We start from the raw sequence: 23,456 nt of genomic DNA on the forward strand, positions 1-23,456 counted from the left end.
CTCCTTGTCTTAAATCGTCAAGGTCGCCGGGGGAGAAAGCGGCGGATTATTCCGCCGCGATCCGCGTGCGTCCGGCCATCACCTCGGTGGTGGCGTCGCGCAGGATCTGCAGCCCCTTGCGGAATTGGTCCATCGGCGTGGTCAGCGGCGCAAGCACTTTCACGACCTGATCCTCATTGCCGGAGGTCTCGATCACGAGCCCCTTCTCGAAGCAGCGACCACAGATCGCCGACGCAAGCTCACCGGTGCCGACATCGACACCCTGCATCAGGCCACGGCCTTTCAGGAAAGCCCCCGGCACGAGATCGGCCACGGCGGCGAGACCTTCGCGCAGCACATCCGACTTCACGGCCAGCTCGCGCTGGAACGCATCATCGGCCCAGAACTTCTTGATCGCGACGGTGGCGGTCACGAAGGCATGGGTGTTGCCGCGGAAGGTGCCGTTATGCTCGGCCGGGCCGAACACATCGTAATCGGGACGCACGAGAACCAGCGCCATCGGCAGGCCGAAACCCGAGATCGATTTGGCTTGCGTGACGATGTCGGGCATCACGCCCATCCCCTCGAAAGAGAAGAAGGTGCCGGTGCGACCGCAGCCCGCCTGAATGTCGTCGATGATGAAGAGCGCGCCATGCTTGCGGGCGACCTTCTCGACGCCCTGGATGAATTCGGGGCTGGCGGCATTCAGACCACCCTCGCCCTGAACGGTTTCGAGCATGATAGCAGCGGGCGCGTCGATGCCGCCCGAGGCGTCCGAGAGCATCTGGTCGAGCAGCGCGACCGAATCCACACCCTCGGCATAGGCATCATAGGGCATGCGGGTCACGCCCTGAGTGTCCATGCCCGCACCGCCGCGGTGATAGCCGTTACCGGTCGCCGAAAGTGCGCCCATGGTCACGCCGTGGAAGCCGTTGGTGAAAGCGATGATGTTGGTACGGCCGGTGGCCTTGCGCGCGATCTTCATCGCGGCCTCGACGGCGTTCGCGCCCGTCGGGCCCACAAACATCAGCTTGTGATCCATGCCGCGCGGGGCGAGGATATGTTCCTCGAAGGTGCGCAGGAATTCGCCCTTGCTGTCGGTATGCAGATCGAGCGCATGGCCCATCTTGTTTTCCAGAAGATGGTTGATCAGCGCCTCTTTCATGTCCGGGTCGTTATGCCCGTAATTAAGCGACGAGCAGCCGGCGAGAAAGTCGATATAGGTATTGCCCTCGGCGTCGGTCAGTTCCGAACCCTGCGCGCTGGTGAAAACGGTATCGAAGCCACGGCAATAGGAGCGGGCTTCGGATTCGCGTTGGGTAAAGATCGTCTTATCCGTCGAATGAACGGTCATGGGGTATCTCCGTCGAATTGGGGGAAGGAAGGGCAAGGCGTGGCCGCGATCAGGCGGCGGCGCGGGCCTCTTCCGGGAAGGTGATGGTGACCATGTGCTCTGTCGCGGCATGGCCGTCGAAATGGTCGTCTTCGTGGAAATGCGCCTCGTCGGTCAGCTCGCCGCCGATGGACCGGGCGAAGGAGCGGAACAGGGCCCAGCTCGCCGCGTTGCTTTCGGTGATGGTCGTCTTGAGCTGGGAGCATTCGGAGGCTTCGTCGCGTTCGATCAGGTGGCGCAGCATCCGTTTACCAAGCCCAAGGCCACGCGCTTCAGGCGCGACAGCGACCTGCCACACGAAGAAGGTCTGCGGCTCGGACGGAGCGATGTAGCCCGAGATCCAGCCGACGACCTCGCCATCGCGCTCGACGAGAACACAGGTGTCGCCGAAGTGGTCGCATTGCAGCAGGTTGCAGTACATCGAATTTTCATCAAGCGGCTTGCAGCGGCGAACCAGCTTCCAGATTTCGCTGCCATCCTCGGCTTCCGGCTTGCGGAAGACCAGCGCGGATCCCTTCTTGATCGACTCGACTTGCGGCACGTTTTCATTCCTCTCGCTTGCTTCGGGAGACTAAGTAGTTCATCAGGTCGAAAATTTCAACTACCTAACTAATATGACAGCCAGAAGTTCCATTTACGCCTTAAATTTAAGGATATGCGCCCTATATAACGTTAGCATGACTAAGAACATAAACGCTGAAGATACAAATAAACTTAGCAAAGCCAAGCAATTGCAGAGCGCCGAACTCTCTGCGATACTTGGCCGTCTGGACCAAAAAGGGGCCCTCCGGCTGATGGAGCGCGTTGATACGAGCCTGATCGCGCTGCGCCGAATTCTGCGCGCGACCGAAATGTTCGGCAAAGATCTTGCCAAATCCGCCGGCCTCACCCCGGCGCAATTTCGCGTCCTTCAGGTGATCTCGGAAAAAGGCTGGTCGACCCCCAAGGCGATCTCGCAGCGCATGGGCGTGAGCCAGGCGACAATGACGGCACTCATCGACAAGCTCGAGAAGAAAGGCATGGTCACGCGCCAACGCTCGGAGCGCGACCGGCGCCAGACGGATGTCGTCATCACGGCGAAAGGCGCGAGCGCGATCGAAGATGCACCCGACGCGCTGCAACAGATCTTCGTGCGCAGGTTCGAAGCGCTCGAGGATTGGGAGCAGGCACAGCTCATCGCTTCGCTGGAACGGGTTGCAGCCATGCTGGACGCCCATGAAATCGACGCCGCTCCGGTGCTCGACTGGGGCGATATTTCGGGCAAGCCGAATTAATTCGAGCGCACGCGCCCCTGTATGCCCTCGGGTTGACCTGCCCAATTCCGGGCCTTCACTCCCAATCCAGCGCAAAACGGGCTCGAAAAGGTTGCACCCGCGGCCTTGGCGTTTTACGACATCAGCATGTCGGATTTTGACAAGTTCCTGCGCCACACCTCAATGAGCGTGGCTAAACAAGATCCCGTCGGCCTCGCGCCGTCGCCAGAGGCCAATTCCGCGGCGGTAGCCCGCTTGGCCGTCGAATGAATGCTGCCACGACAGGAGGACCTGAATGAACAAGAAAACGCTCGCCGCATTGCTCACCGCATTGCCGCTGACCGCGCTGGCCGCTCCCGCTTTTGCTGCTGATGGCGAATGTGGCTCGGTCACGGAAGCCGAGATGAACTGGGCCTCGGCCGGTGTCGCCGCCTGGGTCGACAAGATCATCCTCGAAAACGGCTACGGCTGTAATGTGACGCTGGTGACCGGCGACACGATGCCCACCTTTACCTCGATGAACGAGAAAGGCGAACCCGATATCGCCCCCGAGCTCTGGGTGAACGCGGTGAAGGTCGCGCTCGACAAGGCCGTCAGCGAAGATCGCCTCGTTATCGCCGCCGAGATCCTCAAGGACGGCGGCGAAGAGGGCTGGTGGATCCCGAAATATGTTGCCGACGCCCACCCCGAGATCAAGACGGTCGACGACGCGCTCGCCCATCCCGAGCTGTTCCCCGACCCGGAAGAACCCTCGATGGGCGGCGTCTACAACTGCCCGTCGGGATGGAACTGCCAGATCTCGACCGCGAACCGCTTCAAGGCACACAAGGCCGAGGAAAAGGGCTTCAAGCTGGTCGATACCGGCTCGGCTGCGGGTCTCGACGGCTCGATCGCCAATGCCTACGAGTCGAAGAAAGGCTGGCTCGGCTATTACTGGGCACCGACCGCGATCCTCGGCAAATACCCGATGGTGAAGCTTGATGCGGGCGTCCCGAACGACAAGCAGGCCTGGGATGAGTGCAACTCGCAAGCCGATTGCGTCGATCCCAAGCCGAACGCCTATCCGATTTCGGATGTCTACACCGTCGTGACCAAGGAATTCTCCGAAGAGAACGCGATCGCGATGGACTACCTCTCGAAGCGTGAATGGTCGAACCAGACCGTGGGCGAATTCCTCGCATGGCAGGCCGACAATCAGGGCACCAACGAGGACACCGCCTACTATTTCCTCGAGAACTATCCGGATGTCTGGAAAGCCTGGGTTTCCGAGGACGTGGCCAAGAAAGTCGAGGACGCGCTCTGAGCGGCCTGAAGACCAGATTTCGGCGCGCGCGAGGCCTCCTCGCGCGCGCCTTCCTTTAACCGGCGGCGATAACAGACCGGAGGACACAAGAAGATGGCATCATCCTGCTGGGGGCTACCGGAAATCCTTTGCGAATTCCCCTCCCTTCCGAACAAGACCTTGCGCCACATGCGCATGGGCATCGATGACGGGTTTCGCGGCATTGTCCGCGCCTATTCCGACCAGATCGACGCGGCGACCCGACCGCTGCAATGGTTCCTCAACATGCTTGAACACGCGTTTGTGGACACCCCATGGTTCATCATCTTCGGGCTCATCCTCGTCGTTGTCTGGTTCGCCTCGCGTAGCGCGAAGATCGTGATCGGCTCGGCCATCGGTCTGGCAATGATCGGCGTCTTCGGCCTCTGGGAAGATACGATGACGACGCTCGCGATGGTCACGGTGGCCACGATGATCGCGATCATTCTCGGGCTGCCCATCGGTATCCTGATGGCCCGCTCCGACAGGATGCAGAAAATCCTGACACCGGTCCTCGACGTGATGCAGACCATGCCCTCCTTCGTCTACCTCATCCCGGTCGTCGTGATCTTCGGTATCGGCAAGGTGCCGGGCGTGATCGCCGTGGTCATTTACGCGATCCCGCCGATGATCCGCCTGACCAATCTGGGCATCCGGCTGGTGGACAAGGAAGTGATCGAAGCAGCCGACGCCTTCGGAGCCAACCCGCGCCAAAAGCTCTGGGGCGTGCAGCTACCGCTGTCGCTGCCGACGATCATGGCGGGTGTCAACCAGACGATCATGATGGCGCTGGCGATGGTCGTCGTGGCTTCGATGGTGGGCGTTGGTGGTCTCGGCAAGAACGTGCTTCAGGCGATCAACAACCAGTTCTTCACCATCGGTTTCCTGAACGGCTTCGCCCTTGTCGCGATCGCCATCATCTTCGACCGCGCGAGCCAGGCCTTCGGCAAGCGGCTGCAGAAACATTCGGAGGCGGGCCATGACTGATGTGACGACGAATGCAGGCACCGGGCCGCGCTCGGGCATCGAGATCCGCAATCTTTACAAGATCTTCGGCGCGAACCCCTCGGCCTATGTCGAGAAGGTTCAGGCCGGGATGGGAAAGGAAGAGCTCAACGACAAGCACAACCACGTGCTGGGCCTTCAGGATATCAATCTCGACCTTCCGCCGGGCAAGATCTCGGTGATCATGGGGCTGTCGGGCTCGGGCAAATCGACCCTGATCCGCCATATCAACGGGCTGATCATGCCGACCTCGGGCCAGATCCTCTACAATGGCCGCGACGTGGTGAAGATGAACGAAGAGGAGTTGCGCGAATTCCGCCGCCACGAAACGGCGATGGTATTCCAGAAATTCGCGCTTCTGCCGCACCGGACCGTGTTGGAGAACGCCTGCTACGGGCTGGATATCCAGGGGGTACCGCGCTCGAAATCCGAGCCGGTCGCGAAGAAATGGATCGATCGGGTCGGCCTCGCGGGCTACGAGGATTACTATCCCAACCAGCTCTCTGGCGGCATGCAACAGCGGGTGGGCCTCGCCCGGGCGCTGGCCAACGACGCCGATATTCTCCTCATGGACGAGGCGTTTTCAGCCCTCGATCCGTTGATCCGGATGGATATGCAGAAGGTCCTGCTCGACCTTCAGGCGGAGCTGCAAAAGACCATCATCTTCATCACCCACGACCTCGACGAAGCGCTGCGGCTGGGCGACAAGATCGCGATCCTGCGCGACGGGGCGCTCAACCAGGTCGGTACAGGCCAGGAAATCGTGCTGCGCCCGGCGAATGAATATATCGCCGAGTTCGTGCGTGAGGTGAACCGCGGCCGCGTTATCCGCGCCGAGACCATCGCGATGCCGCTGCCCGAGGGCGAGCTTCCGAAGATGAAGGTCAAGGCAAGCTCGGTGCTCGAAAAGATCGCACGGCGGATGGCCGATGCCGAGGTGCGCGCGGCCACCGTGGTCGACAAGGCCAACAAGCCGATCGGCGTGCTGGACATGCCGACGATCCTGACCGCTATGGTCACGCCCGCCAGCGTCGAAGAGGGCGACGACGCGGTGGAAGACAGCGCCGCCTGACCCGGTTGGCCAAAGCGGAAAAACAAAGCGCCGCGGGCACAGGCTCGCGGCGTTTTTCTGTAGGAGTTGCGGCTTCCCGCGCATCGATCAGGCCCAGCTAGGCCCCCGGCGCGACAGGCGCGCGAGATTGGCACTGGTATGACGGCCGATTTCGGACATCGAGGCCGAGATCGCCCGATCCGCGCTATGCCCCTTGAGGATCGCCCAAGCTGCGGCCTCTGTCGCCTCTGCCACAGCAACGGGTTTTTCATGCAACATCTGGAAAGTTTCGTGCATCGGCACGTCCCAGAGACCCGCCATACCCGCCAGCCGCATCGCGATCACCGCCTGAGCTTCGACACCAATTCGCGCGGCCTCGAAGCCGATGCGCACCAACGAGAGTGGATCCATTTGAAATCCTTTCGAAACTCACAAAGCCAAGGCAAAAACACGCCGTATACGCTAACATTCAGAAGTTAATATATTGCCTGGTTTCGGAAGGTCGAGCCATCCAAAAGTAGCATGACAGCCACCCAGCGCGCGCAGGCGCACAAAGAGCTCGTCGTACACGCGCGAAGCGGCACTTGAATTCACAGCCACGTGAGCCATCATCGGTGCGAAATCGAACGGATTGACTCCGGGACCAAAATTGAACCATCTGGTTCAGAAAGAATGCGCCTCCCTTTCGGGCTTGGCGCTCAACGATATTCGACGGGACTTCTCATGATCAAACGTCTTCTCATCGCCATTGTCGCGCTCGTCCTCGTCGTGGGCGGCATCGTCGGTTATAACATGTTCCGCTCGAAGATGATCGCGCAATACTTCGCGAACATGACGCAGCCCCCTGTCGCCGTTTCGGTGAGCGAAGTGAAACCGATCACCTGGACGCCGGGTCTGGAAGCGATCGGGACCGCCTCGGCCGTGCGCGGGACCGAGCTGGCCGTCGAGATGGGCGGCACGGTTCAGGAAATCCATTTCAAGGCCAATGACCGCGTCGAGAAAGGCCAGCTTCTGCTGCAGATCGACGACCGGTCCGAACGCGCCGACCTCACCTCGGCCAAGGCAGCTCTGGAGCTGGCGGAGACCAACCTCACCCGTGCGCGTCAACTGGCCGAACGCGGGGTTTCGGCCACCTCGAACCTCGATCAGGCAGAGGCTTCGGCGCAGGAAGCCCGCGCCACCGTCGCGAAGCTGCAAGCCGTGCTGGAAAAGAAGCGTCTCGTCGCGCCCTTCGCGGGCGTGATCGGCATCCCGCAAGTCGAGATCGGCCAATATGCCGCGACCGGCACCGCCTTTGCCACGCTCCAAGACCGCGATCACATGCGCGTCGACTTCACCCTTCCCGAACAGCAGGCCCGGGAGGCCGAAACCGGACAGAAGGTCGAAGTGACGACCGAGGACGGCTCGCTGAACCTGAAAGGCGAAATCACTGGTATCGAACCCAAGATCGACCCGAATTCCCGCCTCGTGACCCTGCGCGCCGAAGTCGGCAATGACGGAAATCAGCTCACGCCAGGGCAATTCGTCCATGTGCGCGTCGTGCTGCCCTCCGAGGACGGGGTGATCGCGCTGCCGCAAACGGTCGTCAGCTCGAACCTCTATGGCGACTCGGTGTTCGTGGTGCGCAAGGAGACGCCCGAGGGAGCGGACGCACCGAAGCTGATCGCCAAGCAGGTCTTCATCACGCTCGGGCGCCGTTCGGGCCCGCTGGTCGAGATCAGCAAAGGGCTGAAGGCGGGCGACATGGTGGTGAACGCGGGTCAGAACAAACTCAACTCCGGGGCCACGGTGTCGATCGACAACACGATCTCGCCCGACCCGGACGCGCCCGCGACCGCCGACGTGATGAAAGCTTTCGACATGCCCGCCCCGGCGGCGGCGCAGTAAGGGCGATCCCATGAATATCTCGGAAATCTTCATCCGCCGCCCTGTCCTGTCGATGGTGCTGGGCGCGTTCATGCTCCTGCTGGGCGCGCAGGCCTATTTCAACCTGCCAGTCCGCGAATACCCCGAGGTCGAGGAGACCGTGGTCACCATCACCACGACCTATCCCGGCGCCTCGCCCGAGCTGATCCAGGGCTTCATCACTTCGCCAATCGCTGCTGCCGTCGCGACCACGGAGAACGTCGACTACGTCACCACGCAATCGCGCCCCTCGGCCTCGGTCATCTCGGTGCATATGAAGCTCGGCTCTAACTCCGACGCGGCGATGACCGAGGTGCTCTCGAAGGTGCAGCAGGTGAAAGGCCAGCTGCCTTCGGCGGCGAAAGACCCGGTGATCGTGAAGGGTACGGGGCGGACCTTCGCGCTCATGTATCTTGCCGCGATCAACCCCAACATGACGCCCGAGCAGTTGACCGAATATCTGCGCCGCGTCATCCGCCCGCGCATGTCGACCATTCCCGGCGTGGCACAGACGCAGATCATCGGGGCTTCGGACTATGCGATGCGGATCTGGATCGACCCGGACAAGCTCGCAGCGCGCGGCGTGACCGCATCTGAAGTGCTGGCGGCGATCCAGGCGTCGAACTTCCTCTCGGCTCCGGGCAAGACGAAGAACGAATACGTGGCGCAATCGATCACGCTGCAATCGACCCTTCAAACCCCGGACGCGTTCGGCAAGCTGCCGATCCGGTCGTCGGGCGACGAGGTGGTCCGGCTGCGCGATGTCGCGAAAATCGAGCTTTCGAAGGCCGCCGACAATGAGATCGTCACCTTCGATGGCAAGCAGGGCACCTTCCTTGGCGTCTTCCCGACGCCCGCCGCGAACCCGCTCGACACCGCCGCCGCCGTCAACGACGAATTGCCGGCGATCAACGCCACCCTGCCCGAGGGCATGAAGATCGAGCTGGTTTACGACTCGACCGAGACGATCTCGGCCTCGATCCATGAGGTGTTCAAGACCATCGGCGAGGCGGTCGCGATCGTGACGGTGGTGATCCTTCTCTTCCTCGGCTCCTTCCGCTCGGTCGCGATGCCGATCGTGACCATTCCGCTCTCTCTGATCGGGGTGCTCGCGGTGCTGATGGCCTTGGGCTATTCGATCAATCTTCTGACGCTGCTGGCGATGGTTCTGGCGATCGGCCTCGTGGTCGATGACGCGATCGTCGTGGTGGAGAACATCCACCGCCATATCGATGACGGGATGAAGCCTATCCCCGCCGCCGTTCAGGGGATGAAGGAAATCACCGGCCCGGTGATCGCGATGACGATCACGCTGGCCGCGGTGCTGGCACCTCTGGGCTTCACCGGCGGGCTGACCGGGCAGCTCTTCCGCGAGTTCGCCTTCGCCCTGGCGGGCTCGGTGATCCTGTCGGGCGTGATCGCGCTGACCATCACCCCGATGATGTCCGGGCGCTTGCTGAAACACGGCGACGCCAAGGGGTTCCAGGCCTTCATCGACCGCAATTTCGACCGGCTCGCGGGCTGGTACGGGCGGCGCGTGAACGGCTCGCTCGACCTGCGCGGCATCACCATTCTGGTCGTGGTCTCGCTGATCGGCGTCACCGGTTTCATGCTCGTGAACACCAACACCGAGCTTGCCCCGGAAGAGGATAACGGCGCGCTCTTCGCGATCCTCAATGGCCCGCGCTATGCGACCAGCGACTACACCCAGAAATACATCGATCAGGTAAGCAAGGACACCGCCGGCATCCCCGAGGTGCGCACCGATTTCTCGATTGCGGGCTTTGGCGGCGACAGTTCACAGGGTATCTATATCTGGGCGCTCAAGGACTGGGCCGAACGTCAGCGCAGCCAGAAAGAGATCCAGCAGGAGATTCAAGCGGATCTGGGCAAATCGACCGGCCTCAAGGGCTTCGCCTTCGCTCCGCCTTCGCTGCCGGGGACCGGGGGTGGCCTGCCGATCTCGGTGGTGATCCAGTCGATCCACTCCGCGAAACGGGTGGCCGAGGTCGCCGAGGAGATCAAGAACAAGGCGATGGCCTCGGGCAAATTCATCATCGTGCAGAACTCGCTCAATTTCGACAGCCCGCAGGTGGATGTGACCATCGACCGCGACCGGGCGGCGGCGCTGAACGTTCCGGTCTCGGATATCGGCTCCACTCTTGGGCTGCTGGTGGGCGAGGCCTCGGTCGCGCAGTTCGACCGGGATTCGAACAGCTATGACATCATCCCTCAGGTGCCGCAGAAATTCCGTGCCAATCCCGAAGAGCTTGGCCGCTACTATGTGCGCTCGGCATCGGGCGCGATGGTGCCGCTATCGGCGCTGGTCAAGATCGAGAACGGGGTGAACGCAGCTTCGATCGAACAGTTCGACCAGCTCAACGCGGCGACGATCACCGCGCTGCCGCTGCCCGGCCAATCGACCGGCGCGGGGCTCCAGACCATCGTCGATATCGCCAATCAGGTGATGCCAGAGGGGTTCTTGGTGAACTATTCCGGCCAGTCGCGGATCGAGACGCAGCAAGGCAATACCATCCTGATCGCTTTCGGCGCGGCGGTCCTCGTGATCTATCTCGTGCTGGCCGCCCAGTTCGAAAGCTTCCGCGACCCGTTCATCATCATGATGACGGTGCCGCTGACGATCTTCGGAGCGGTTCTGCCGCTCAACCTCGGGCTCGGAACGCTCAATATCTATTCCGAGGTCGGGCTGATCACGCTTGTCGGCCTGATCACCAAGCACGGCATCCTGATGGTGGAATTCGCCAATCAGCAACGCGAGAGCGCTGGCCTCACCCGCCGTCAGGCAATCGTGAAAGCCGCCCAGATCCGACTGCGTCCGATCCTGATGACCACGGCCGCGATGGCGCTTGCCGTGGTGCCGCTGATCCTTGCGCAAGGCGCAGGCGCCGCGGCACGTCAGGCGATGGGGCTGGTGATCTTCTCGGGGCTGCTGATCGGGACGATGTTCACGCTCTTCGTGGTGCCGATGTTCTACAGCTTCATCGCGCCTTCGGACGCCGCATTCGACGCCGCTGCAAAACGCCGCGCCGAGGCCGGCTGAGACGCGCGCTCAAGCGAAGACGACAATTCAGGGGCACGGGCAAAAACCGTGCCCCTGGTTCATTACCCGGCCGCTTTCTCCCCCGCCTTCCAGGCTTGGAGCGCCGCATTCTCCTCGGGCGCCTCGGGGGCCCGGAGCGCGGCTGGCGGCGGTGCGACTGCCTTGTTCATCCGAAAATAGAATGCCTCGCGTGCGCCGAAATAGAAGCTCACCACCGCGCCCAGCAGCCACCAGAGCGGTTCGGGCACGTAGTTGAGCCCCACCATGCGCTGTGCGAAACCGACGGGATCGACCATGGCGTAGATCATGAGCCCGACAATACCGAAGGCGAGCGTCGGACGCGGCAGGCGGTTTATTCCGTTCACGATCCGGTCGAATATGCCGGGGCGGATGTATTGGAACTCTGTGCCGTGCTCTTCGAGGGCCGCGAGATAGGCCGCCTGCGCGGCCTCAAGCTTTTTCGTGGCATTGGGCACGAACACCTCGGCTACCGAAGTCGCCGCCTCTCCCACCGCCTTCGCGGCAGAGGCGCCGCCCACGAGCCTGTCGATCACGCCCATGCCGACACCCGCTTGCGATGTTCGGTCTCGGTCAGGTGGAAGCGTGGCGAGATGAATTCTTCCGCACGCCGGATCCACCCGCCCTTCTGTCCTGCCCGGGTGGTCGCGAATTTGCGGCTGGCGGGGCGGGCATCGGCGACGCGGTAATAGTAGTTGCGCCGCGCGATCCCGTAGGCATCGGCAAAATACCCGGGCGCGGTGGCATCGGCGATCTCGGCGGCGGCGACGGTCTGCGGGCCGATGATGCCGTCGACGATGATGCGCTGCCCCATATCGCCCAGCAACCTTTGAAGGATCACCACGGCATTGCCGCCCGCATTCACATACATGTCGAAGACCGAGGGCTGAATTGCCGCCGGAAGCCGGTCGATCCGGGGTGCTTCGTAATAATGCTGGATGAAGATTTCGGAGGCCTGCGCGGGATCGAGCGCGCGAACATCCATCTCGTCGATGCGCCCGTCGCCGGTAAGATCACGTCCGAGCCGCCTGAGCGTGCCGAGCGTCACCCCGTGTTTCGTAGCCCCGCCGGGATCATCGGGATCGTCGACGTAGCCCCCTTCGCGCGCGACGATCTCCGCCGCGATCTGCGTGACCGTTTTCATGGCCTGCCTCCGTTACTGCGAACGGCGACAGGCTCAGATTTCGGGATTAAGCCTCGGGCAAGCCAGCGTGCGCTGGCGCAAGGATCACGATGTGATCACGAGGGATCAGGACGAGGGCGGCTCGTAGACGCCCTGCTCCTTGAGCGCATCGACGACTTCCTTGGGCATGTAATTCTCGTCGTGCTTGGCAAGGATCTCGGAGGCCACGAAGGTGCCCCCTTCCATCTTGCCGGTGCCGATCATGCCCTGACCTTCCTTGAACAGGTCCGGCAGGACGCCCGCGAATTTCACCGGAACGGTCGCGCCGCCATCGGTGACATTGAATTCGATCACCTCGCCCTGGCCGCGCTTGAGCGACCCGGCTTCGACCAGACCGCCGAGGCGGAACACTTCGCCGGGCTGCGGCGGCTCCGTCGCGAGCTGCGAGGGCGCGCGGAAGAAGTTGATCCCGTTGCGCATGGAATAGCCGATCGTGCCGGTGGCGATCACCAGCGCAAGGGCGGCCACGGCCAGCACCTGGATACGACGTTTCTTCTTGAGGCTCTTCATCGTCTTTCCTCCTCGGATGCCGCTTCGTCTACCTTCCCCGGCATGGCTGCGCCATGACCTTGGTCAAGGGAAGACGGGGGCGAGCATCAGCCCTTCGCTTTCCTCCAGCCCGAGCATCAGGTTCGCGTTCTGGATCGCTTGCCCCGACGAGCCCTTGCACAGGTTGTCGAGCGCCACGACCACGAGCGCGCGCCCGGGAATCCTGTCTCCTGATACACCAATATGGACAAAATTGGAGCCAGTTACAGACCTGGTGGAGGGAACTGCGCCGAAAGGTAGCATTTCGATGAATGTTTCCGTTACGTAACGGTCCGAAAGCGCGGCGTAAACAGCCTCCGGATCCCCTTTCACATAGGCCGAGGCAAGGATGCCGCGGTTGAAAGGTGCGAGATGCGGGGTGAATTGCACCAGCACGGGGCGGCCCGCCAAGGCGCTGAACTCCTGATCGAATTCGCCCAGGTGACGGTGCTTGCCGCCTTGCGAATAGGGATAGGTGCCCCCCGAAAGCTCTGCATGGAGCAGGTTCTCCTTGAGCGAACGGCCAGCGCCGGAAACGCCGTTCTTCAGATCGAGGATGATGTCGTCGAGGTCGATCACGCCCGCCTCGATCAGCGGGCGGATCGCGTACTGGCCCGCAGCAGCGTTGCAGCCCGTGCCCGCGACCAACCGGGCCTCGCGAATCGCGTCGCGGTAGAATTCGGTCAGCCCGTAGACCGCCTCTTTCTGCAACTCGACCGCAGCGTGGGGCTTGCCATACCACTTTTCGTATTCGGCCGGATCGCGCAGCCGGAAGTCCGCCGAGAGGTCCACGACCTTCAGATCACGCGGCAATTCCTTGATCACCGCCTGCGAGGTCGCATGGGGCAGCGCGCAGAAGGCCAGATCGACATCCGAAAAATCGATCTCCTCGATCTTTACCAGATCGGGCAGCCCGAGATGACGCAGATGCGGGAAGACATCGCCCATCGCCATGCCAGCCTTGCGCTCACCCGACAGCGCCACGATCTCCATGCCGGGATGGGTGGCAATGAGCCGGACCAGCTCTGCACCGGTATAGCCCGATGCGCCCAGGATTGCGATTTTCTTGGTCATGTCTTTCTCCGCGCTTGTCGCTTGGCATTCCATTACCCTAACCTCACGCTCAAATAAACTCCGCGTGACGACGGGGGAGAGCCGATTTTCAGACAGGTATTTTCATGGTCCAGGACTGGTATTACGCGGACGGACAGGCACCCACCGGCCCGCACACAGGCGAACAGATCGAAGATATGATCCGGGCGGGACGGATCAAGCCCGAGACCCTCGTCTGGCAAGAGGGGATGGCGGGCTGGGAACCCGCGGCGGCTCACTTCTTCACCGCCCCGCCCGAGGGCGGCGATGTGCCCGAGACCGACCCGTCGCAAAGCTTCTCCCATTCCGGCGTCGATCATGGCGGCGCGACCAATTACGCCGCGCGCGTCGCCCAGCGCCATCAGACAGAGGGCAAGCTCTCGACCAATGATCCGCGCGCCTATGCCGACGCCTCGATCGAGACAGAGCGGGCGAAACGCGGCATCGGCCCGGACGGGCTCTATGTCGACGCACCCTCGCGCGGGCCGATCGAAGCGGTGAAGGTCTGCTTTCGCAAATACGCAACCTTCAAGGGCCGGGCGAGCCGGTCGGAATACTGGTGGTTCATCCTGTTTGTGGCGATTGCCAGCGTGATCGGAGAAATCGCAGAAGGCGCGATGGGCTCGGACGGGGCCGCGATCAATGGCGTGATCGCGATTGCGACCTTCATGCCCTCGCTCTCGGCACAGGTGCGCCGCATCCATGACATCAATCGCTCCGGCTGGTGGGTGGGCTGCTACTGGCTTCTGTCGAGTGTCGGCGGTGCCTATATGGGCCACATCGCCTGGCAGAGCGGCGCGATGGAGACAGCTTCAGGCGGGACCGCGATGATGGCGCTCTTGTCCCTTTGGGGCATCGCGGTGCTGGCCTATTCGCTCACCCTGCTCATTTTCACCGTGCGACGGGGCACCTACGGCAGGAACGATTACGGATAAGCTCAGGCCGCCTCGAAACGGATCGGATGGCGCAGGAACTGCGTCGCGTGGCTCGAGACCGAGGCCGGATCACCGGTCGTCAGGAATTTCGACTCCGTTCCCGATCCGATGAATTCCGGCCGGCGTTCGAGATAGTCGGCAAGGCTCTCGGCCACCAGATTGGCCTGGCTATAGACATCCACATTGGCACCCAACGCCTCCTGGAACGTCTTCTGCATCAGCGGGTAATGGGTGCACCCAAGGATTGCGGCCTCGGGATGCGGCATCCGCCGCTTGAGCGCCTCGACATGGCTTTTCACCAGCGCCTCGGCGAGGATCTCGTCGCCCGCCTCGATCGCATCGACAACACCGCCGCAGGGTTGCGCCTCGACATCGACGCCGATCGCGCGGAAGGCCAACTCGCGCTGGAACGCGCGCGAGGCTACCGTCGCGGGCGTCGCGAACAGCGCCACATGCTTCACGGCCACTTCGCGCGGCGGGGAATTGTCGCCCCATTTGCGCTCGGTCAAGGCCTCGATCATCGGCACGAAAACCCCAAGCACGCGCTTGCCCTCGGGGATCCAGGTCTCCTGCATCCGTTTCAGCGCGGCGGCCGAGGCCGTGTTACAGGCGAGGATGACCAGATCGCAGCCTTCGCCCCAGAGCCGCTCCACCCCCGCGCAGGTCAGGTTGAAGATGTCATCGGCATCGCGCACCCCGTAAGGTGCATGGGCATTGTCGCCGTAATAGCAGAAGGCCACGTCGGGCAGTCGCTTCGCGCAGGCATCATAGACCGTCAGCCCGCCCAGACCCGAATCGAACACACCTACCGCCATGGCACTCCCCGCGCGAAAGCCCGGTGCAGAAATTGCACCGGGTAGGCATCATTTACGCCCAAGTTTTCGCGAAAGAAACGCCTTTTAAGTCACTCGGCCGCGAGGGCCTGCGGGCTTCCGCCTTCGCGGAACGCCGCGAGCAGTTCCTCGCGCCGCTTCGCCGCCATCTGCTCGGCCTGTGCCTTGACCGGGCCGAAGCCCCGGATGCTCAGCGGCAGTTCGGCCAGTTCGCGCGCGATCTCCAGCGTCTCGGGGGTGACCTTGGGCAGCACTTCGGCCATGTCGGCCTCGTATTGCCTGATCAGGGCGCGCTCCATCTTGCGCTCGTCCGAGTAGCCGAAAGTGTCGAACGGAGTGCCGCGCAGGCCCTTCAGCTTGGCCAGAAGACGGAAGTTACGCTCCATGCCGGGGCCGAATTCACGCTTCTTCGGGCGGCCGTCCAGGCCTTGCTTGGACAGGATCGGCGGGGCGAGATGGAAGTGCATCTCGAAATCGCCCTCGAACTCGGCGCGCGCCTTTTCCGCCGTTTCCAGATGGAGCCGCGCGACCTCGTATTCATCCTTGTAGGCCAGAAGCTTGTGATAGCCCTTCGCGACCGCCTCGCGCAGTTCAGAGGGAGCACCATCCACCAACTTACGGAAACGCTTGGCAAGGCGCTTGTTCTGGTAGTCCACAAGATGGTTCGCACGGAACTCGATCGGATCGACGGGGGCCTTCGCGACCTCCGACGCCATCGCTTTCGCGGCTTCCTCGGGGAAGGCCATCGCCCAGCGGCCCAGCTCGAACGCCCGCTTGTTCTCGTCGGGCTTGGCGCCGTTCAACTCGATCGCACGGAAGATCGCCTCATGGGTCAGCGGGATGTATCCCTGCTGCCACGCGGCCCCCAGCACGACCATGTTCGAGTAGATCGAGTCGCCCAGCATCCGCCGCGCCAGCTCCGAAGTATCGGCAAAGGCCACGCGGTCCTTCAGCCGTGCCTCAAGGCTCAACTTGAGCTGCTCGCCCGGCAGGCGGAAATCGCGGTTGCGGGTGAACTCGCCGGTGACGATCTCGTGGCTGTTGATCACGGCACCGGTCCGGCCCGTGGCCATCAGCCCCAGCGTCTTGGCGCCCGCCGAGACCACCAGATCCCCACCGATCACGCAATCCGCCTCGCCGACGGCCACGCGGATCGCCGAGATATCCTCGGGCTTGTTCGCGAGCCGCAGGTGGATATGCACCGCGCCGCCCTTCTGGGCGAGACCGGCCATCTCCATCATGCCCGCGCCCTTGCCGTCGATATGGGCAGCCATTGCGAGCACCGCGCCCACGGTCACGACGCCCGTGCCACCGACCCCGGTGATCACGAGGTTATGCGTGCCCTCGATCGCGGGCAGCACAGGCTGAGGCAGTTCCGGCAGATCGAGCGCTTGCGCCTTGGCCTTCTTCACCTTCGCACCCTTGAGCGTCACGAAGCTCGGGCAGAACCCGTCGAGGCAACGGAAGTCCTTGTTGCACGACGACTGGTCGATCGCGCGCTTGGTGCCCAGTTCCGTCTCCACCGGCACGATCGAGACGCAGTTCGACTGCACCCCGCAATCGCCACAGCCTTCGCAGACATCGGTATTGATGAAGACACGCTTGTCCGGATCGGGGAACTGGCCGCGCTTCCGCCTACGTCGTTTCTCGGCCGCGCAGGTCTGCACATAGATCAGCGCCGAGACGCCCTTGGTCTTCGCCAGCCGCTTTTGCACCGGCATCAGCTCGGCGCGCTCGACCTTCTCGACGCCCGCCGGGAAGGTAGACAGGTCCAGCTCTTCCTTCTCGTCATAGACCACCACGACGGGCTTCACGCCCATCGCCACGATCTCGGCGGCGATCTGCTGCGCGGTCAGGCCGCCCTCGTTCTCCTGCCCGCCGGTCATCGCGACCGCATCGTTGAACAGGATCTTGTAGGTGATATTCGTGCCTGCCGCCAAAGCCGCCCGGATCGCTTGCGCGCCCGAGTGGTTATAGGTGCCGTCACCGAGGTTCTGGAACATATGCTCGCGCGTCGAGAACGGGGCCTCGCCGACCCAGTTCACGCCCTCGCCGCCCATATGGGTGAAACCTTCGGTGTTCCGGCCCATCCACTGCACCATGTAGTGACAGCCGATCCCGGCATAGGCGCGCTCACCCTCGGGAACCTTGGTCGAGCTGTTATGCGGGCAGCCCGAGCAATACCACGGCGTCCGCGTCGCGATCTCGGGCGCGTTGTCGGCGCGCTGCGCGGCTTCGATCTTGGCGATGCCCGCCTTGATAGCATCCGTGCCCCGGCCTTCCTCGATGAAGATGTCGCCCAGCTTTCGCGCGATCATCACCGGGTCGAGCGCGTAGCGCGTCGGGAACAGCTCTACCTGGCGGCCATTCTTCCAATTGTCGCCCTTGTACCAGCCATAGACGCGGCGGCCCCGGCGATCGTCGAAAATCGCCTCCTTGACCTGCACCTCGATCAGCTTGCGCTTTTCCTCGACGACGATGATCAGCTCCAGCCCCTCGGCCCATTCATGGAAGCTTTCCATGTCGAGTGGGAAGGTCTGGCCGATCTTGTAGGTGGTGATGCCAAGCCGTTCGGCCTCGGCCTCGTCGATACCCAGAAGCGAGAGCGCATGCACCAGATCGAGCCAGTTCTTGCCTGCCGCCACCAGACCGATCTTCGCGCCGGGCTTGCCCCAGACGCGGTTGTCGATGCGGTTCGCGCGGGCAAAGGCCTCGGCCGCGAAACGCTTGTAATCGATCATCCGCGCTTCCTGCGCGACCGGCGTGTCGCCGAGCCGGATGTTCAGCCCGCCTTCGGGCATCTTGAACTCCGGGATCACGAATTGCTGGCGGAACGGATCGCCATCGACGACCGCCGTGGCCTCGACCGTGTCCTTCATCGTCTTGAGGCCGACCCAGACGCCGGCGAAGCGGCTCAACGCATAGCCGTAAAGCCCGTAATCGAGGATTTCCTGCACGCCTGCGGGCGACAGGACCGGCATATAAGCATCGACCATCGCCCAGTCGGACTGGTGCAGCACGGTCGAGGATTCCCCCGTGTGGTCATCGCCCATGGCCATGATCACGCCGCCATGGGGCGAGGTGCCCGCCATGTTCGCGTGGCGCATCACGTCGCCCGAGCGGTCCACGCCCGGCCCCTTGCCGTACCAGAGGCCGAAGACGCCGTCATATTTTCCTTCGCCGCGCAGCTCCGCCTGTTGCGAGCCCCAAAGCGCCGTCGCCGCGAGGTCTTCGTTCAGGCCCGGCTCGAAGCGAACCTGGCTCTCTTCAAGCACCTTTCGCGCGCGCGCCATCTGCAAGTCGACCGCCCCCAGGGGCGAACCGCGATAGCCGGTCACATAGCCGGCCGTATTCAGGCCCGCCGCCTTGTCGCGCGCTGCCTGAGCCAGAACCAGACGCACCAAAGCCTGCGTCCCGTTCAGCAAAACCGGAGATTTCGTAAGGTCAAACCGATCCGCGAGGGATATTTCTTGCCTTCCCATTAAGCACCTCCCCTTGCTAATTGGGCATAGGGCGATGATAGGTCACAAACTCTGACCTAGAAAGCGAAAAATAGTTACGAAGCGGTTTCTTAAATCGCCCGGAGTAATGTAAAGAAACTTGCGCAGGCAGTCTTCGCGACGAACCGAAAGTGACCGAAATGGATTGGGATAAGCTCAGAATCTTCCACGCAGTGGCCGATGCGGGGTCTCTCACCCATGCCGGTGACGCGCTGCATCTTTCTCAATCTGCCGTGAGCAGACAGATTCGCGCGCTCGAAGAGGCGCTCGGAACGACACTGTTTCACCGTCATGCCCGCGGACTGATTCTCACCGAGCAGGGAGAACTTCTGTTCGAGGCGACCTCGGCGATGGCGAAAAAGCTCGACAGCGCCTCTGCGCGGATCCGCGACAGCGAAGAGGAAGTCTTCGGCGAACTGCGCGTCACGACCACGACCGGCTTCGGCACACTCTGGCTCGCGCCACGCCTGACCAAGCTCTACGAGAAATACCCCGACCTGAAGATCGACCTGATGCTGGAAGAACGCGTGCTCGACCTTCCGATGCGCGAGGCCGATGTCGCGATCCGCATGAAGGAACCGGCACAGGCGGACCTGATCCGCAAGCGCCTGTTGAATATCCGCATGCGGCTCTATGCGACGCCGGAATATCTTGCGAAAGCCGGTCGTCCCGAAAAGATCGAGGACCTGCAAGACCATAGACTGATCTGCCAGACGCCGCGCACCCCGCAGGTTCAGGCGGGCGCACAGCTTGCGCGGCAGGTCCTGGCCTTCGATCAAAGCTCGACGCTGACGGTGAACAACTATTTCGGCGTGCTGCAAGCGGTGCTCAACCATATCGGCGTCGGCATCCTGCCCGACTATCTGACCGCCGACTTCCCCGGCATCGAGCAAGTACTGCCGGATGTGGAATCGGTCGAGATTCCGATCTTCCTCGCCTATCCCGAAGAGCTGCGCTCCTCGCGCCGGGTGACCGCGTTCCGCGACTTCATCCAGGAAGAAATCCTGTCCTATCGCCGCCAACAGGCAGGCGATTCAACCTAAGGTTGCACCGCGACATTACCGCAACGCATAGCGGACATGTTGCGCTTGCAGCATGTTTTCCCTTGATGCGTTTACAAACCGCCCATAAATGAGGCGAAGAAGGGTTGGACGCGCTTCTTGGCGCATCACCTTCTACCTCCCTGTTGGACTTTGGCCGAGCTTCGTCTCGGCCTTTTTTTTGCTTAGCCTCCTGCGTTCCCGAGGCAGCCCTCAACCGAAGGGTCAAATCTCACATCCGCTCACGCAGGCGAGATTGAGAAGAACGCGCCATACGCGTGACTTCCGCTCCGGTTCAAAATTTCCGAGCGCCGGAAGGTCACAATTATTTCAGTGAACTTTCTCCTCCACCCCGCCGTTGCCTTTCCAGACGCCACGACGGCGCAAGTGATTGAATGTCACGCCAAACCGAAAGGAGATTGACATGACCAACCAGAAAAAACTTCTCGCTGCCTCGACCACCCTCTTCGGCGCTCTCGCGATTGCAGGCTCGGCCTCCGCGCTGAATCTGTCTGATGTCTCGGGCAGCAACATCGATGCGGGCCAGTATTACGGCATTGCCGATTATCGCACTGGCACCGTTCCGGCTCAGGAAAGCTCGGCTGGTACGCCGCCTGCGGTGACCGCCTCCAACACGTCGGATTTCACCAACCAATACGGCATCACCGATGTGACCACCGGCACCGCCACCGTGCCCAGCACCTCGGCTGGCGAGACCCTGATTCCCGCCGAGAACCAACTGGCCGATGAAGCTGGTATCGCGGGGATGAAAGCTGCGGCCCATGCCGAAGATGCGGTGATGAGCGTCAACGGGAACGTGATCGGCTCGATCGAGAAGGTCGAGAGTCACGATGCCTACGACACGATCTACGTGCGCACCTCGGAGAAGCTCGACACCACCGTTTCGCTCTTCAAGCTGAACGTACCCAAGACCGCCGCGATGGATGGCAAGGTCAAGCTCGGCTGGACCGTTTCCGAGCTGCTGACCTCGCTCGAAAATCAGGTCGACATGCGCTCGTAACGCGACACGCATTCCCTTGAGAGAACGCGGGGCCCCCGGGCCTCGCGTTTTTTATTGCCGCAACGTCGGGCAAATCCCTTTTCCCCTTGCACGGATTGGCCTAATAGGTGCCCCAAACCCGATGCCCGGAGGCCCTCACATGAACGAGCCGCAGATTACGCCCGATCTCATCGCAGCCCATGGCCTGAAGCCCGATGAATACGAGCGTATCCTCGAAATCATCGGCCGCGAGCCGACTTTCACCGAGCTCGGCATCTTCTCGGCCATGTGGAACGAGCATTGCTCCTACAAATCGTCGAAGAAGTGGCTGCGCACGCTGCACACTACCGGCGATCAGGTCATTTGCGGCCCCGGCGAGAATGCGGGCGTCGTCGATATCGGCGACGGGCAGGCCGTGGTCTTCAAGATGGAGAGCCACAACCACCCCTCCTATATCGAACCGCACCAGGGCGCCGCGACCGGCGTTGGCGGCATCTTGCGCGACGTGTTCACCATGGGCGCGCGCCCGATCGCCGCGATGGACAGCCTCAGCTTCGGCATGCCCGACCATCCCAAGACCTCCCACATCGTGAAAGGCGTGGTCGAGGGCGTTGGTAGCTACGGCAACTGCTTCGGCGTGCCGAACGTGGGCGGCGAAGTGCGCTTTCACCCGTCCTATAATGGCAACTGCCTTGTGAACGCTTTCGCGGCGGGCCTCGCGGATGCCGACAAGATCTTCTACTCGGCGGCCTCCGGCATCGGCATGCCGGTCGTCTATCTCGGTGCCAAGACGGGGCGCGATGGCGTCGGCGGTGCGACCATGGCCTCGGCCGAGTTCGACGACACGATCGAGGAAAAGCGCCCCACCGTTCAGGTCGGCGACCCCTTCACCGAGAAATGCCTGCTCGAGGCCTGCCTCGAACTGATGCAGACCGGCGCCGTGATCTCGATCCAGGACATGGGGGCCGCGGGCCTGACCTGCTCGGCCGTCGAGATGGGCGACAAGGGCGGCCTGGGCGTACAGCTCAACCTCGACGCCGTGCCGCAGCGCGAAACCAACATGACCGCCTATGAGATGATGCTGTCCGAGAGCCAGGAGCGGATGCTTATGGTGCTCAACCCCGAGAAGGAAGAGATCGCGCGCGAGATCTTCGTGAAATGGGATCTCGACTTCGCCATCGTCGGTGAGACCATCGCGGAAGACCGCTTCCTGATCGTGCATGGCAACGAGGTGAAAGCGGATCTTCCTCTCTCGAAGCTCTCCTCGGAAGCGCCGGAATATGACCGCCCCTGGGTGCCGACGCCCGAGGCGACCGCTGGCGCGGCCCTGCCCGAGATCGGCGCGATCGACGCACTCAAGGCGCTGATCGGTTCGCCGAACTATGCCGACAAGTCGTGGGTCTACGAGCAATACGACACGCAGGTGATGGGCGACACGGTGCGCCGTCCGGGCCTCGGTGCTGGCGTGGTGCGCGTGCATGGCACGGAAAAAGCGCTGGCCTTCACCGCCGACGTGACGCCCCGCTACGTCAAGGCGAACCCGTTTGAGGGTGGCAAGCAGGCCGTGGCCGAGGCGTATCGCAACCTCTCGGCGGTCGGTGCCAAGCCGCTCGCCTCGACCGACAACCTGAACTTCGGCAACCCCGAGAAGCCCGAGATCATGGGCCAGTTCGTGGGCGCCATCAAAGGCATCGACGCCGCCGTGCGCGCACTCGACATGCCGATCGTGTCGGGCAACGTCTCGCTTTATAACGAAACCGACGGCACCGGCATCCTGCCCACGCCGACGATCGGCGCAGTGGGCCTGCTGAACTCGCTCGACGAGCTGATCGCGGGTCTGCCCACGGTAGGCGACGTGGCGATGGTGATCGGCGAGACCAAGGGCCACCTCGATCAATCCGCGCTGGCATTCGAGGCCTTCGGGATCGAGTCGGGCGATGCGCCCGAGGTCGATCTTGACGCCGAGAAGCGCAATGGCGAGTTCCTCCGCGAGAACCGCGCGCTGATCAAGGGCGCCGCGGACCTCTCGGACGGGGGCCTTGCGCTTGCGGCCTTCGAGATGGCCGAGGCCGCAGGTGTCGGCGTCACGCTCGACGCGGACGACATCCCGACCCTCTTCGGAGAAGATCAGGCCCGTTATCTCGTGGCGTGTTCCTTCGATCAGGCCGAGGCATTGATGGTCGCTGCCCGCAAGGCCGAAGTGCCGCTCGCCACCGTGGGCCGGTTCGGCGGCGACACGGTAAGCTTCGGCTCCGAAAGCGCCCCGCTGGCGGAACTCTCGAGCCTCTACAAATCCGCCTTCAAGGCGGCGGTCGACGCCTGATCTCTGTGAGCTGATGCAGATCGGCCATGCGCGCGG

The 23,456-nt window shown here is 62.7% G+C and carries 19 protein-coding genes; 10 read left to right on the forward strand and 9 right to left on the reverse strand.

Annotated features, from left to right (window positions below):
- Positions 1-46: 46 nt before the first annotated feature.
- Positions 47-1,333: a diaminobutyrate--2-oxoglutarate transaminase gene (gene ectB, locus BMI90_RS02795; RefSeq protein WP_078525742.1), complete on the reverse strand. Its 1,287-nt coding sequence runs from the start codon at positions 1,331-1,333 to the stop codon at positions 47-49.
- A gap of 49 nt (positions 1,334-1,382) precedes the next feature.
- Positions 1,383-1,913 (reverse strand): diaminobutyrate acetyltransferase, encoded by a 531-nt coding sequence (gene ectA, locus BMI90_RS02800; RefSeq protein WP_078525744.1) that lies wholly within the window; start codon positions 1,911-1,913, stop codon positions 1,383-1,385.
- Positions 1,914-2,166: 253 nt separating this feature from the next.
- On the opposite strand from ectA, the gene BMI90_RS02805 reads away from it, so the two are divergent.
- The 4 genes from BMI90_RS02805 to BMI90_RS02820 all read left to right on the forward strand — a co-directional run bounded on the left by BMI90_RS02805 (position 2,167) and on the right by BMI90_RS02820 (position 6,023).
- Entirely contained in the window at positions 2,167-2,646 is a 480-nt protein-coding gene (locus BMI90_RS02805; protein ID WP_078525746.1) for a MarR family transcriptional regulator, read from the forward strand.
- A 274-nt stretch (positions 2,647-2,920) separates the two neighbouring features.
- Positions 2,921-3,928, forward strand: coding sequence for an ABC transporter substrate-binding protein (locus BMI90_RS02810; RefSeq protein ID WP_078525749.1), 1,008 nt, complete (start codon positions 2,921-2,923; stop codon positions 3,926-3,928).
- A gap of 93 nt (positions 3,929-4,021) precedes the next feature.
- Positions 4,022-4,933 carry a proline/glycine betaine ABC transporter permease gene (locus BMI90_RS02815; protein ID WP_078525752.1) on the forward strand — a complete coding sequence of 304 codons (912 nt, stop codon included), beginning with the start codon at positions 4,022-4,024 and terminating at the stop codon, positions 4,931-4,933.
- A complete protein-coding gene (locus BMI90_RS02820; protein ID WP_078525755.1) occupies positions 4,926-6,023 on the forward strand; it encodes a glycine betaine/L-proline ABC transporter ATP-binding protein in 1,098 nt (365 codons plus the stop codon). The genes BMI90_RS02815 and BMI90_RS02820 overlap by 8 nt, the downstream gene beginning before the upstream one ends.
- A gap of 87 nt (positions 6,024-6,110) precedes the next feature.
- On the opposite strand, the gene BMI90_RS02825 is transcribed toward BMI90_RS02820, so the two are convergent.
- A complete protein-coding gene (locus tag BMI90_RS02825) occupies positions 6,111-6,413 on the reverse strand; it encodes a hypothetical protein (protein ID WP_078525758.1) in 303 nt (100 codons plus the stop codon).
- A 312-nt stretch (positions 6,414-6,725) separates the two neighbouring features.
- Here BMI90_RS02825 and BMI90_RS02830 point away from each other — a divergent pair, with 312 nt between their 5' ends.
- Positions 6,726-7,889, forward strand: coding sequence for an efflux RND transporter periplasmic adaptor subunit (locus tag BMI90_RS02830; protein WP_078525761.1), 1,164 nt, complete (start codon positions 6,726-6,728; stop codon positions 7,887-7,889).
- A gap of 10 nt (positions 7,890-7,899) precedes the next feature.
- Complete coding sequence (locus BMI90_RS02835; RefSeq protein ID WP_078525763.1) at positions 7,900-10,968, forward strand: efflux RND transporter permease subunit; 3,069 nt, start codon at positions 7,900-7,902, stop codon at positions 10,966-10,968.
- Positions 10,969-11,030: 62 nt separating this feature from the next.
- Here BMI90_RS02835 and BMI90_RS02840 read toward each other — a convergent pair whose 3' ends face one another.
- The 4 genes from BMI90_RS02840 to argC all read right to left on the reverse strand — a co-directional run bounded on the left by BMI90_RS02840 (position 11,031) and on the right by argC (position 13,771).
- Entirely contained in the window at positions 11,031-11,528 is a 498-nt protein-coding gene (locus BMI90_RS02840; RefSeq protein ID WP_078525765.1) for a holin family protein, read from the reverse strand.
- On the reverse strand, positions 11,519-12,130 hold the full coding sequence (locus tag BMI90_RS02845; RefSeq protein WP_078525768.1) for a holin-associated N-acetylmuramidase: 612 nt from the start codon (positions 12,128-12,130) through the stop codon (positions 11,519-11,521). Before BMI90_RS02845 ends, BMI90_RS02840 begins: the two co-directional genes overlap by 10 nt.
- A gap of 105 nt (positions 12,131-12,235) precedes the next feature.
- On the reverse strand, positions 12,236-12,679 hold the full coding sequence (gene ccmE / locus BMI90_RS02850; protein WP_078525770.1) for a cytochrome c maturation protein CcmE: 444 nt from the start codon (positions 12,677-12,679) through the stop codon (positions 12,236-12,238).
- 63 nt (positions 12,680-12,742) lie between these two features.
- Positions 12,743-13,771 carry an N-acetyl-gamma-glutamyl-phosphate reductase gene (argC, locus tag BMI90_RS02855; protein ID WP_078527184.1) on the reverse strand — a complete coding sequence of 343 codons (1,029 nt, stop codon included), beginning with the start codon at positions 13,769-13,771 and terminating at the stop codon, positions 12,743-12,745.
- A gap of 104 nt (positions 13,772-13,875) precedes the next feature.
- On the opposite strand from argC, the gene BMI90_RS02860 reads away from it, so the two are divergent.
- Positions 13,876-14,724 (forward strand): DUF805 domain-containing protein, encoded by an 849-nt coding sequence (locus tag BMI90_RS02860; RefSeq protein ID WP_078525773.1) that lies wholly within the window; start codon positions 13,876-13,878, stop codon positions 14,722-14,724.
- A 2-nt stretch (positions 14,725-14,726) separates the two neighbouring features.
- Here the strand turns inward: BMI90_RS02860 and BMI90_RS02865 are convergent, their stop codons facing one another.
- Both BMI90_RS02865 and BMI90_RS02870 read right to left on the reverse strand, forming a co-directional pair.
- On the reverse strand, positions 14,727-15,539 hold the full coding sequence (locus tag BMI90_RS02865) for an aspartate/glutamate racemase family protein (protein WP_078525775.1): 813 nt from the start codon (positions 15,537-15,539) through the stop codon (positions 14,727-14,729).
- A gap of 89 nt (positions 15,540-15,628) precedes the next feature.
- Positions 15,629-19,039, reverse strand: coding sequence for an indolepyruvate ferredoxin oxidoreductase family protein (locus tag BMI90_RS02870; protein ID WP_078525777.1), 3,411 nt, complete (start codon positions 19,037-19,039; stop codon positions 15,629-15,631).
- A 158-nt stretch (positions 19,040-19,197) separates the two neighbouring features.
- On the opposite strand from BMI90_RS02870, the gene BMI90_RS02875 reads away from it, so the two are divergent.
- The 3 genes from BMI90_RS02875 (at position 19,198) to purL (ending at position 23,420) form a co-directional block, all read left to right on the forward strand.
- The gene (locus BMI90_RS02875; RefSeq protein WP_078527186.1) at positions 19,198-20,100 is read left to right on the forward strand and encodes a LysR family transcriptional regulator; all 903 of its coding nucleotides are present in this window, start codon (positions 19,198-19,200) and stop codon (positions 20,098-20,100) included.
- A gap of 421 nt (positions 20,101-20,521) precedes the next feature.
- The gene (locus BMI90_RS02880; RefSeq protein ID WP_078525779.1) at positions 20,522-21,118 is read left to right on the forward strand and encodes a hypothetical protein; all 597 of its coding nucleotides are present in this window, start codon (positions 20,522-20,524) and stop codon (positions 21,116-21,118) included.
- Between the two features lie 139 nt (positions 21,119-21,257).
- On the forward strand, positions 21,258-23,420 hold the full coding sequence (gene purL / locus BMI90_RS02885; protein WP_078525781.1) for a phosphoribosylformylglycinamidine synthase subunit PurL: 2,163 nt from the start codon (positions 21,258-21,260) through the stop codon (positions 23,418-23,420).
- Positions 23,421-23,456: the final 36 nt, after the last annotated feature.

The sequence above is a fragment of the Thioclava sp. L04-15 genome, assembly GCF_002020275.1.
Lineage (GTDB): Bacteria > Pseudomonadota > Alphaproteobacteria > Rhodobacterales > Rhodobacteraceae > Thioclava > Thioclava marina.